Here is a 12,275-nt window from a genome sequence, read left to right on the forward strand (position 1 = left end):
CCTATGCACATGAATTACCGCCATGCCTTCCACGCCGGCAACCACGCCGACGTCATCAAGCACCTCACCGCGCTGGCCCTGTGCGACGCACTGGTGGCCAAGCCGGCCCCCGTCTTCGCGCTGGACACCCACGCGGGGCGAGGCCTGTACGCGTTGGACAGCAATTCCGCCCAGCGCACCGGCGAGGCCCAGGGCGGCATTGGCCGACTGATGGCCGAGGAGCCCAGGGACCCACTGATCCAGCGCTACCTGCAGGCGGTACGCGCCTGCCGCAATCAGCACGGCACGACCGCCTACCCCGGCTCGCCCTGGCTGCTCGCCCACGCCCTGCGCGAACAGGACCGCATTGCCGCCTGCGAACTGCACCCCGAGGAAGCCGGACAGCTGAAGGCCAACTTCGCCCGCGAGCCGCGCATGGCCGTGCATGAGCGCGACGGCTACGCCGCGATCAAGGCCCTGCTGCCGCCCCGTATCGGCGAGACCAAGTTTGCGCGTGGCCTGGTGCTCGTGGACCCACCGTACGAGGCCCAGCTGGAAGAGTTCGACGCGGTCCTCTCCAGTGTGCGCGACGGCCTGACGCGCTGGCCGCAGGGCATGTTCGCCGTGTGGTACCCGATCAAGTTGCGCCGCTCGCTGCAGCCGTTCTTCCGCCGCGCCGCCACCCTGCCGGCCAAGTCGGCACTGGTGGCCGAGCTGATGGTGCGCGAAGACGACTCGCCGCTGCGCATGAATGGCAGCGGCATGCTGGTGCTCAACGCGCCGTGGCAGTTGGACCAACAGCTCAAACCCGCGCTGACCAAGGTGGCGAAAGCACTGGCGGAGACGGCAGGCGCCAGCGCTCGCGTGGAGTGGCTCAAGGCGCCGGAGTGACCAGCCTAGGGGCGCGTGTGCGACCACTCGTTCCAGACAGGTCAGCAGCACTGCGTCGCCTACCGGCAAAGATGCGGGACAACGCCGCCACCACGCCCCGCCGCCTGACGCCCGCCAGCGACGCAGCCCAAGTCCACAGGTTCAAGTAGTGAACCGCCGGGGCCGAGGCAGGGGCGGGCGCCCCACCCGGGATCGTTGGTCCAGCGGATTGGATGTGTAAGCACCGGATGAAGATCGGATTAACCGTTAGTGTGCCAATATCCGGCCATGGCCGCGCGAGACCGACTCCCTCCCTGGCACGAAATGCTCGTGCTCCCCAACCGTCGCGAAGTGCTCATCCGTCCGATCCGCCCGGAGGACGCCGAGCCGATTCGCGCCAGCTTCGGGCTGCTTCAGCCGGAAGAGGTGCGTCAGCGCTTCCTGTATTCGATGAAGGAGCTGACGGCGGAAATGGCCGAGCGCCTGACCCGCCTGAACCCCAAGACCGAATTCGCGCTGGTCGCGGCCGAACCCCTGCCACCGGGCGAAGCGCTGGTGGGCGCGGTGGCCCGCATTGCCATTGACGACAATGGCACGGACGCGGAATTCGCCATCCTGGTGAGCCACTTCATCTCGCACATGGGCCTGGGTCGCTACCTGATGACCCGGCTGGTGAAGTGGGCGCGCGGCAAGAAGGTCGAGCGGATCTATGGCGATGTGTTCGAGCACAACCTGCCGATGCTGGAACTGGCGGAGACGATGGGCTTCGAACGGGAGTTCCAGCAGGATGCCCAGGGACTGGTCCGGGTGATCCTCACCCTGAAGGACGTCAAGGACGACTGAGCGTCGCCCGCGCGGCACACGGGTGGCAGCCGGCGCCGCAACGCGCGGCGGGTACCCGTCCGTGCCCATCACGAAGCGCCCCGAACGCACTCGCGTAAACTTGAGCCTTTCGCGCTGACGGTCTGCTTGTCGGCGCTGTCGACGTTGTCCCGGGATTACACCTGATGTCCATGCCGCGGTTCCCTTCTCCGCCCCTGCCCCGCCCGGGCCAGTCCCGCGCCTGGTGGAAGCAGCCGGCCTCGCCATCGGCACTCGCGTTCCATCTGGCGACCGCTGCCGCGGCGCACGCGGGCCCGTTGCTGGTGGTCGCCAAGGACAACCATGGCGCCCACCAATTGGAGACCGACCTGCACACCCTGCTGGGAGCGCAGGCGGACATTCCGGTGTTGGCCTTTCCGGATTGGGAAACCCTGCCCTACGACGTCTTCAGCCCGCACCCGGACATCGTCTCGCAGCGCTTGGCCGCGCTGCACCGCCTGCCCACGCTCAAGCGCGGCATCGTCGTGGTGCCCGTGCAGACGCTGCTTCAGCGCTTGGCGCCGGTGCGTCATGTGGTGGGCGGCAGTTTCGACGTACGCGTCGGCCAGCGCCTGGACCTGGACGCCGAGAAGCGCCGGCTGGAATCCGCCGGCTACCGCAACGTGCCGCAGGTACTGGACCCGGGCGACTTTGCCGTGCGCGGCGGCCTGCTCGACGTGTACCCGATGGGCGCGGACACGCCGTTCCGCGTGGAGTTGCTGGACGACGAGATCGACACCATTCGCGGCTTCGACCCGGAGTCCCAGCGTTCGCTGGACAAGATCGACGAGGTCAGGCTGCTGCCTGGCCGCGAAGTGCCGCTCGACGACGCCGCGCTCAAGCGCGCGATGGACGGGCTGCGCGACCGCTTCGACCTGGATACCCGCCGCAGCGCGCTGTACCAGGACCTGAAGGCCGGCGCGGCACCCGCCGGCATCGAGTACTACCTGCCGTTGTTCTTCGAGCAGACGTCGACCCTGTTCGATTACTTGGCTGACACGGCGCTGCCGGTGATCGCAGATGGCGCCATGGACGCCGCCGACCAGTTCTGGCATCAGACGGGCGAGCGCTACGAGCAGCGTCGCCACGACATCGAGCGCCCCATCCTGCCGCCGGATGCGCTGTACCTGTCGCCCCAGCAGTTGCGCGAACGCCTCAACGAAGGCGAGCGGATCGAGCTGTGCGGCGAAGGCCACCCGCAGCGTGAGCGCGCGCAGGCCTTGGGTGACCAGCCGGCCCCCGCGCTGCCCATTGCCGCCAAGGATGTCGCGCCCGGTGCGGCGCTGAAGTCGTTCCTGGGCAATTATCCCGGCCGCGTGCTGGTGGCCGCAGACTCACCTGGCCGCCGCGAGGCGCTGCTGGAGCTGCTGGCCGCCGCCGAGTTGCGCCCTGCCGTGGTCGCCGACTGGGCCGGCTTTGCGGCGGCCATGCCGTTCACTGGCGAGGGTATTGGCGACCGCACGCGTCCGGGTCCCCATGGAACCGGTGACGTGGGCGCGCGCGACGCAACCGGCCAACCGTCCCCCCGCTTCGCCATCGCCGTCGCCCCGTTCGACGACGGCTTCGCCATCGACGCGCCCGCCATCGCGGTGCTCACCGAGCGCCAGCTGTTTCCGGAGCGCGCATCGCAGCCGCGTCGGCGCAAGCGCGCCGGCCGCGAACCCGAGGCCATCATCCGTGACCTGGGCGAGTTGAGCGAAGGTGCGCCCATCGTCCACGAGGACCACGGTGTCGGTCGTTACCGCGGCCTGATCGTGCTGGAAGCCGGCGGCGAAAAGGGCGAATACCTCGAGATCGAATACGCAAAGGGCGACCGCCTGTACGTGCCGGTCGCGCAGTTGCACCTGATCAACCGCTACTCCGGCGCCTCGCCGGAGACCGCGCCGCTGCACTCGCTGGGCGGCGAGCAGTGGACCAAGGCCAAGCGCAAGGCGGCGGAGAAGGTGCGCGACGTGGCCGCCGAGCTGCTGGAGATCCAGGCCAAGCGCCAGGCCCGCGCCGGCCTCGCCATCGACGTCGACCGCGCGATGTACGAACCCTTTGCCGCGGCATTCCCGTTCGAGGAAACCCCCGACCAGCACGCCGCCATCGAAGCGGTGATCCGTGACCTTGCCTCCAGCCAGCCGATGGACCGCGTGGTCTGCGGCGACGTGGGCTTCGGCAAGACCGAAGTCGCGGTGCGCGCCGCGTTCACCGCGGCGGCAGGCGGCAAGCAGGTCGCGGTGCTGGTGCCCACCACGCTGCTGGCCGAGCAGCACTACCGCAACTTCCGCGACCGATTCGCCGACTGGCCGTTGAAGGTGGAGGTGCTGTCGCGCTTCAAGTCCAAGAAGGAGATCGAGGCCGAACTGGCCAAGGTTGCCGAAGGCAAGATCGACGTCATCGTCGGCACCCACCGCCTGCTGCAACCGGACGTGCGCTTCAAGGACTTGGGCCTGGTGATCGTCGACGAAGAACAGCGCTTCGGCGTGCGCCAGAAGGAGGCGTTGAAGGCACTGCGCGCCAACGTGCACCTGCTGACCCTGACCGCCACGCCGATCCCGCGCACGCTCAACATGGCGATGGCTGGCCTGCGCGACCTGAGCATCATTGCCACGCCGCCTGCCCATCGATTGGCGGTGCAGACCTTCGTGGTCCAGTGGGATGACGCCCAACTGCGCGAGGCCTTCCAGCGTGAGCTGTCGCGCGGCGGCCAGCTGTACTTCCTGCACAACGACGTGGAGAGCATCGGCCGCATGCAGCGCCAGCTCGAGGAACTGGTGCCGGAGGCGCGCATCGGCGTGGCCCACGGCCAGATGCCGGAGCGCGAGCTGGAGCGGGTGATGCTCGACTTCCACAAGCAGCGCTTCAACGTGCTGCTGGCCTCGACCATCATCGAGTCGGGCATCGACATCCCCAACGCCAACACCATCATCATCAACCGCGCCGACAAGTTCGGCCTGGCGCAGTTGCACCAGCTGCGCGGCCGCGTCGGCCGCAGCCACCACCGCGCCTATGCCTACCTGGTGGTGCCCGACAAGAAGTCCATCACCGCCGACGCGAAGAAGCGCCTGGACGCCATTTCGGCCATGGACGAACTGGGTGCGGGCTTCACCCTGGCCACCCATGACCTGGAGATCCGCGGCGCCGGCGAGTTGCTGGGCGAGGACCAGAGCGGCCAGATGGCCGAGGTCGGGTTCAGCCTGTACACCGAACTGCTGGAGCGCGCGGTCAAGTCGATCCGGCAGGGCAAGCTGCCCGACGTGGACGCGCACGAGGCGCGCGGTGCCGAGGTGGAATTGCATGTCCCGGCGCTGATCCCCGATGACTACCTCCCGGACGTGCACACCCGCCTGACCCTGTACAAGCGGATCAGCGGCGCCCGCAATGCCGAGGAACTGCGCGAGCTGCAGGTGGAAATGATCGATCGCTTCGGCCTGCTGCCCGACCCGGCCAAGCACCTCTTCGCCGTGGCCGAACTGAAGCTGCTGGCCACCGACCTGGGGATCCGCAAGCTGGACATCGGCGCCGGTGGCGGCCGTATCCAGTTCGTGGAAAAGCCGAACGTCGACCCTATGGCCATCATCAGGATGATCCAGGGACAGCCCAAGCTGTACCAGATGGACGGACCGGACAAGCTGAAGCTGAAGCTGGAACTCCCGGACGCGACGGCACGGATCAACGCCGCGCGCGGGCTGTTCACCACACTTCGTCCTGGCTGAGCGGTCCATCCGGACCGCCCTGCCGTCGCAGGCCAGCCGTCGCTCCGGCCGTGCGCGCGCCGTATGCTGTCCGGCGACCCCGACGGAGTCCCTGCCTTGATGCCGATCACCACCGAACGCCTTCGCCTGCGCCCCATCACGCTGGACGATGCGCCCTTCATCCTGGACCTGGTGAACCAGCCCTCGTGGCTGGAGAACATCGGCGACAAGGGCGTCCGCAACCTGGACGATGCGCGCGACTACATCCGCAAGGGCCCGCTGGAAATGTATGCGCGGCACGGCTTTGGGCTGTACTGCGTCGAACGCGACGCGGATGGCGCCGTGATGGGCCTGTGCGGCCTGATCAAGCGCGACACGCTCGACGACGTGGACATCGGCTATGCGCTGCTGCCGCAGTACTGGGGCCATGGCTATGCGCGCGAGGCGGCCCGGGCCACGCTTGAACATGGCCAGCGCGAACACCGCCTGCAACGCGTCGTGGCGATCACGTCGCCCGGCAATGCCAGTTCGGCACGCCTGCTCGAGAGCCTGGGGTTCCGCTTCGAGCGCATGCTGCCGCTTACGCGCGACGACGAGGTGAAGCTGTTCGCTTGGAGCGCCGCGTAGGATCGGATCGCCGACGACACCCGCCGCGGTGCCAGCGGCGTCCACCCACATGGAGTGTCCTTGCCGATGATCCACACCCCGCATTGCCGCACGGCGCGTCGAAACCGCCTGCCCCTTGCCGCCACACTCCTGGCGATGGCATTGACGGCCTGCGCCAGCACCTCGATGCGCGCGCGGCCCGGCGCCTCCTTCCAGCTTGCACCGGGACAACAGGTCGTCCTTCCCGATGACGCAACGCTGACCTACGTACACGTCGCGCAGGACTCTCGCTGCCCGCCCAACGTCCAGTGCATTCGCGCAGGAGACGCCGACGTCGTGTTCGAACACCGCCCCGCAGGCGGTGAACCCCGGCGCCTGACGCTCAACCTGCCCGAGGCGCCGGCTGCACGAATTGACGGCTTCACGCTGCGAATCCTCGCACTGGAGTTTGGCGAGCGCCCCAAGGCCACTTTGCGGATCAACGCGACCACGCAGTGAGCAGGCCCGGACGATCGGAGGCGGTGGAACAACCCGTTCCCGCCCTGCCGCCCGCCACTTGGGCGGGACGGTGGCATCCTGTAGGCCTCTCCAACGGAGCACGGCCATGACCACGATCGTCGCCCCCCGCGTGCATGACATCGGCGGCCTGCAGGTGCGGCGCGCGGTTCCCACCCTGCAAGCGCGATCCGTTGGCCCCTTCGTCTTCGTAGACCACATGGGCCCTGCCGTGTTCGAACCCGGCCGGGGCATCGACGTGCGCCCGCACCCGCACATCGGCCTGGCCACGGTGACGTTCCTTTGGTCCGGCACGATCACCCACCGCGATACGCTGGGCAGCCTGCAGGACATCAATCCTGGCGACGTGAACTGGATGACGGCGGGCCGCGGCATCGCCCACTCCGAGCGCACGCCTGCCGCCCTGCGCGAGGGCGAGCACCCGCTGCACGGCATGCAGACCTGGGTGGCGCTGCCCAAGTCGCAGGAAGAGACCGCTCCGGCGTTCTTCCACCATTCGGCCGAGACCCTGCCGCACCTGCGGCGCGATGGCGCCTGGCTGCGCATCGTCGCGGGCCGCGCCTACGGCGAAGAGGCGCCGGTGAAGGTGTTCAACGACACCCTGTACGTCGCCATCGACCTGGACGTGGACGCCGAAGTCGACCTGGACGCAGGCCACGCCGAGCGTGCGCTGTATGTGCTGGACGGTGACGCCCAACTGGATGGCGCCGACATTCCCGAGCGCCACCTGATCGTTCTGGACCCGGGCGTACGCCACTGCCTGAGGGCACGAACCCCGCTCAAAGCCATGCTGCTGGGCGGGGAACCGCTGGATGGGCCGCGCCACCTGTGGTGGAACTTCGTCTCATCATCCCGTGAGAGGATCGAACAAGCCAAGCTCGACTGGGCCGAAGGCCGCTTCGGCAAAGTTCCGGGCGATGACGAATTCATCCCCCTCCCCGACCGTTGACGCTGCCGGGGCCCCGTCCGGGCGGTTACACGCGCAACCTATTGTTAACCATTTGTCAATGACCCCATTTGTGCTTTATGGTCGAAACCGCAACCACGCCGTGGTTGCGACCTGGGGGAACAACCATGATCAAGCGAGTCCTTTGTCTGTCTTTGTTGGCTGCGGCGGGAGCCGCGCAGGCGCAGGATGCCGCCGGCTGTCCGAAACTTCCTGATGGCGCGGTCCTCGCCTGGGAGCACCGCACCACCGCTGATACCGACTTCTGCCGGGCCCTTCGCCCGGACGGCACGGAGGCGTTTGGCGTTTACATCGCGCGCAAGGCACCGTTCGAGCCCAAGCGCGGCAACCGTGTCGAGGAAGACACCATCGATGGCCAGGCCATCTATTGGTATCGCAGCGAGGTGGCGGGCCGCCCCAACGTGGAAACGCGCGAAACGGTTGTGAAACTGACCGACGGCCGCGTCGCCCATATCTGGCTGCAGGCCAGTTCGCCCGAGCGGCTCAAGGAAGAAATCGCCACCGCCCGCGGCATGCGATTCCAGGCCGAGCGGCTCAGCAGCAATTGATGCCCGTGGGCGCCACGGTCGCACCGCGGGTGCGACCGTGCGACCGTGTGGGCGCGCGACGCGCACCGTACGGGTTTCAGCGCGTGTAAACGTACACGGTTGCGGGCGGCATGTTCCGCAGCACGAAGGCGCCGCGCCGAACCTGCAGGTCCAACTCCATCGCGACCTCCCCTGCCACCGGCGGGGACGGACCGTACGTGAACTGCACGAAATGCCCGCCGGGGCGGAGGCACGCGAACGCCGCCGCCATCAGGTCCCGCTGCATGTCCCGCGGCATGGACAACAGCCCCAGGCCGGACACGATGGCATCCGCAGGTCCGGCCGCCAGATAGTCGCCCGCAATGCGCGGCAACTCGCGCGCATCGCCGCGCACGATCCACACGCCAGGGAACAGGGCGTGCAGGTGGGCGTGCAGTTCCTCGTTCAACTCGACGACCAGCAGGCCATCACCGCCCAAGCCGGCTTCCAGCAGCGCAGCCGTGACCGCGCCCGTGCCACCACCCAATTCGATTACCCGCCGCGCGCCATCGGGCAGCTCCTGCAGCATCGCCTTCGCCAGCTCAGCGCTGGAGGGCACCACCGCCGCCGTCCGGCGCGGGTTGCGGAGCCACTGGCGGAAGAACGTCCACCAGTGCGCCCGATGCAACCGCGGCCGGCCGCGCGTCATCTCATCCGGCTCCCGGATGGCGCAACCGCCAGCAGCGGTGGATGCGCGCATCGCGCTCGAAATCGAGGGGAATGGTGCGGGGCGTGATCTCCACGCAGTCGGCAAAAGCAGACACCGCCGCCTCGTCCAACTTGAAACGCCGGAAGTTGTTGGAGAAGTACAGCACGCCACCGGGCGCCAGGCGGGCCATCGCGCCCCGCAGCAGCGGCACGTGCGCCGCCTGCACGTCGAAGTCGTCGGCCCGCTTGGAGTTGGAGAAGGTGGGCGGGTCACAGAAGATCAGGTCGTAAGTACCCTCGTCCTCATCCAGCCAACGCATGACGTCGGCCTGCACCAGGCGGTGACGGTTCCCGCCGATGCCGTTCTCCTGCAGGTTGTCGGCGCACCACTGCAGGTAGGTCCCGGACAGGTCCACCGTGGTGGTCGAGCGCGCGCTGCCCACTGCGGCGTGCACGGTGGCCGCGCCGGTATAGGCGAACAGGTTGAGGAAGCGCGTGTCCTCGGCTTCCTCGGCCAAGCGCAGGCGCATCGGTCGGTGGTCGAGGAAGAGCCCGGTATCGAGGTAATCGAACAGGTTCACGCGCAGCCGCGCGTCGCCTTCGCGCACGGTGATGAATTCGCCGCGGCTGTCGAAGTGGCCGTATTTGCTGCCGCCCTTGCCACGCGAGCGCGTTTTCAGCGCCACCTGTTCGCGGGCGACGCCAAACACCTCACGCGCGGCGGCGAGCAGTTCGTTGAGGCGACGTCGCTGCACGGGCTCGGGAATGGTCGCCGGCGCGGCATATTCCTGCACGTGCAGGAACGTGCGGGGCGACGCTTCGTCCGTCGTGTAGACGTCGATGGCAGCCGCATACTCCGGCAGGTCCGCATCGTACGCGCGGTAGCAGGTGACGTGCTCGCGTTCGCGCCACGCCTTGAGCTTGCGAAGATTCTTGCGCAGCCGGTTGGCCACCATCTGCGCGCCTTCCGACAACGGGCGTGCTTCCAGCGTTCCTTCGGCGATGGCTGCCTCACGCGCCACGTCACGCGCGGATCGAATGGGGTCGACCACGATCAACGCGCACTCGATGGCGCCGTTGAACAGTTGGTACGTCTTGCCCGCGCGCAGGCCGGTCGCGCGCGCCAACTCGGCATCACCGCACAGCAGGCTGGCACGCCAGTCGGGCACGGCGGCCTTGAGTGCGTCGCCCAACGCGCGGTACAGCGCCGGGTCGGCGGCCAGTCGCGCATCGTACGGAGGATTGCAGACCACGAGTCCCGTCGACGGCAGCGCGACAACACCCGCCGGCACATCGACACCGGCCGTTGCCGGCACCGCTGCTTCGGTCATCGTGGGTTCGGCAGCCTCGTCGCAGCCGGAGTCGCTCTCGCCGCCCACCGGCTTCGCTGCCGCTACCACGCGCACGCGCGAAGGCAACTGCGCGACATCCGCCACCGCCCAGTGGATGACCCCCACCAGCCCCGCCATCACCTCGTTGTCGCGTGCGGCACGGATGGCATGCGGGTCGAGGTCGCTGCCAAAGAACACCGGCTTCAGTGCTGCGCGGCCGGCGACTTCACGCTGGCGTGCGGCATTGACCAGCGACTGCCACGCGGCGGCATCAAAGCCACGCCAGCGCGTGGGCACGCGCCCTTCGTGGCGCAACAGCCCGGGCGCCACGTCGGCCGCCATCAGCGCGCCCTCGATCAACAGCGTGCCGCTGCCGCACATCGGGTCCAGCAGCGCGCCACCTTCGGCATACCGCTTGGGCCACTGGCCGCGCATCAGCACCGCCGCCGCCAGGTTCTCCTTCAGCGGGGCTTCGCCCTGCTTCAGGCGCCAGCCCCGCCGATGCAGCGGGCCGCCCCCCAAGTCCACCGACAGGATGGCGCGGCCTTTGCGCACCACCAGGTTGAGGCGCAGATCCGGCGATTCCACGTCCACGTCGGGACGTGCGCCCGTCCGCGCCCGCATCACGTCCACCACGGCGTCCTTGACGCGCTGGGCGGCATAACGCGCATGGGTGATCGCGGTGCCGGACACATGCGCGTCCACGGCGAGGGTATCCCCTGCGCCCAGGTGATCGGGCCAGGCCACGGCGGCGACGCCGCCATACAGCGCGAGTTCGTCGGCGCAGTCGAATTCCGAAAGCGGCCACAGCACGCGGCTGGCCAACCGGGACCACATCACCGCGCGCTGCGCGTCCTGCAGCGAGCCTTCCACGTTGACGCCGGCCATGGTGGCCGTGGCGCGCGTGCAACCCAGCGCGGTCAGCTCATCGGCCAGAAGGTACTCAAGACCCTTGCCGCAACTGGCGAAGAATTTCATCGCAGCTGCTCCAAAAGGGCGGAAAACTCGCTCGCGCTCGTTTCCACATGTTCGGACAGGCGGTGACCGTCGTTGACCAGCAGCAGGCGATCGGCCCGCGGTGCCGCCCACTCCACCACGTGCGCGGCGGGGATCAGTTCGTCATGCCACCCATGGATGATCCCGGTGGGCACGCTGGCGGCCACCAGCGGCTGCGCCTGGCCCATCCGGATCGGTGGCGCCATCAGGAACAGGCCGGCCACGGGCACCTGCAACGAGACCAGCCCGGAGATGTAGGCGCCCAGGCTGGAGCCCGCCAGCACCACCGGACCGCGTGCAGCCGCCGCACGCGCCAGTTCCAGCAACCGTGCGAAGCGCGCGCGTACGTCACCCAGTTCGGTCACCTCACGCCTGGCATCCAGGTCCGTGTAATCCGGACGCTCGTGGGTCCACCCCGCACGCGCGGCCGCCTCCGCCAGCGCCGTCACCTTGGTGGCGTCGGGGCCGCTTTCGAAACCGTGGGAAAGGATGCAGTGTCCGCGCATGGAGGATCCGGCTGGATGACGGGGTCGGGTCTGCGGCGCGGGCAGCGGGCTGGGGGGCGCCGCGTCGCGGCAGGCTCCGGTGCAGGGGCGAATGGTAGCATCCAGGCCATGCTGCCCGACCTGCCGCCGCTGGCCCTCCACGTCGACCCTCTGCCCTACGAAGGCCAACTGGAGGCCCGCCCGCGCGAGCAGGTGGACCTGGTGGTGATCCACTGCACCGAATTGCCCGACTTGGCCATGGCCCGCCGCTTTGGTGAGGAGGTGCTGTACGCCACTTCAGCCACCGGCAACAGTGGCCATTACTACATCGACCGCGACGGCAGCGTGCACCAGTACGTGTCGGTGGAGCGTGTAGCCCACCACACCCGTGGCTACAACCCGCGCTCGATCGGCATCGAACTGGTCAATCGCGGCCGCTATCCCGACTGGCTGGCGGCCGACCACCAGACCATGGACGAACCCTATGCGGCGGCGCAGATCGAAGCGCTGGTGGGGCTGCTGCATCGCCTGCGTGCCGAGAACCCTGGCTTGCGGTTGATTGCCGGCCACGAGGACCTGGACACCACCGAAGTGGAGGCCAGCGACGATCCGTCGCGCAAGGTTCGCCGCAAGCGTGATCCGGGACCCTGGTTCCCGTGGGACGAGGTCCTGCAGGCGGTGCCACTGGAGCGGCTGCAGCCCGACGTGCTGCTGCCCTGAGGCGCTCGGACCGGGCGCGTCGCCCCGGGGTCACGGGAGCCGGACCGGTA

At 68.6% G+C, this 12,275-nt stretch carries 11 protein-coding genes; 8 read left to right on the forward strand and 3 right to left on the reverse strand.

The features are described 5' to 3' along the window. The first annotated feature begins 9 nt into the window (after positions 1–9). The 7 genes from ACYVBS_RS00470 to ACYVBS_RS00500 all read left to right on the forward strand — a co-directional run bounded on the left by ACYVBS_RS00470 (position 10) and on the right by ACYVBS_RS00500 (position 8,027). The gene (locus ACYVBS_RS00470; protein ID WP_460821594.1) at positions 10–870 is read left to right on the forward strand and encodes a 23S rRNA (adenine(2030)-N(6))-methyltransferase RlmJ; all 861 of its coding nucleotides are present in this window, start codon (positions 10–12) and stop codon (positions 868–870) included. A gap of 267 nt (positions 871–1,137) precedes the next feature. After that, the gene (locus ACYVBS_RS00475; protein WP_460821099.1) at positions 1,138–1,692 is read left to right on the forward strand and encodes a GNAT family N-acetyltransferase; all 555 of its coding nucleotides are present in this window, start codon (positions 1,138–1,140) and stop codon (positions 1,690–1,692) included. A gap of 164 nt (positions 1,693–1,856) precedes the next feature. Then, complete coding sequence (mfd, locus tag ACYVBS_RS00480; RefSeq protein ID WP_460821100.1) at positions 1,857–5,411, forward strand: transcription-repair coupling factor; 3,555 nt, start codon at positions 1,857–1,859, stop codon at positions 5,409–5,411. 99 nt (positions 5,412–5,510) lie between these two features. Further along, positions 5,511–6,017, forward strand: coding sequence for a GNAT family N-acetyltransferase (locus ACYVBS_RS00485; RefSeq protein WP_460821101.1), 507 nt, complete (start codon positions 5,511–5,513; stop codon positions 6,015–6,017). Between the two features lie 66 nt (positions 6,018–6,083). After that, entirely contained in the window at positions 6,084–6,494 is a 411-nt protein-coding gene (locus ACYVBS_RS00490) for a hypothetical protein (protein WP_460821102.1), read from the forward strand. 106 nt (positions 6,495–6,600) lie between these two features. Further along, on the forward strand, positions 6,601–7,461 hold the full coding sequence (locus ACYVBS_RS00495) for a pirin family protein (RefSeq protein ID WP_460821103.1): 861 nt from the start codon (positions 6,601–6,603) through the stop codon (positions 7,459–7,461). Between the two features lie 125 nt (positions 7,462–7,586). Then, complete coding sequence (locus tag ACYVBS_RS00500; RefSeq protein ID WP_460821105.1) at positions 7,587–8,027, forward strand: hypothetical protein; 441 nt, start codon at positions 7,587–7,589, stop codon at positions 8,025–8,027. Between the two features lie 76 nt (positions 8,028–8,103). On the opposite strand, the gene ACYVBS_RS00505 is transcribed toward ACYVBS_RS00500, so the two are convergent. From ACYVBS_RS00505 to ACYVBS_RS00515, 3 genes are read right to left on the reverse strand one after another with little or no spacing between them, the layout of a single operon-like run. Further along, entirely contained in the window at positions 8,104–8,745 is a 642-nt protein-coding gene (locus ACYVBS_RS00505; RefSeq protein WP_460821106.1) for a class I SAM-dependent methyltransferase, read from the reverse strand. Beyond that, complete coding sequence (gene rlmKL / locus ACYVBS_RS00510; protein WP_460821107.1) at positions 8,696–11,002, reverse strand: bifunctional 23S rRNA (guanine(2069)-N(7))-methyltransferase RlmK/23S rRNA (guanine(2445)-N(2))-methyltransferase RlmL; 2,307 nt, start codon at positions 11,000–11,002, stop codon at positions 8,696–8,698. Before rlmKL ends, ACYVBS_RS00505 begins: the two co-directional genes overlap by 50 nt. Next, a complete protein-coding gene (locus ACYVBS_RS00515) occupies positions 10,999–11,526 on the reverse strand; it encodes a hypothetical protein (RefSeq protein WP_460821109.1) in 528 nt (175 codons plus the stop codon). The genes rlmKL and ACYVBS_RS00515 overlap by 4 nt, the downstream gene beginning before the upstream one ends. Positions 11,527–11,637: 111 nt before the next feature. On the opposite strand from ACYVBS_RS00515, the gene ACYVBS_RS00520 reads away from it, so the two are divergent. Then, positions 11,638–12,225, forward strand: coding sequence for an N-acetylmuramoyl-L-alanine amidase (locus ACYVBS_RS00520; protein ID WP_460821596.1), 588 nt, complete (start codon positions 11,638–11,640; stop codon positions 12,223–12,225). Positions 12,226–12,275 lie beyond the last annotated feature (50 nt).

This window comes from Lysobacter olei (genome assembly GCF_054777355.1).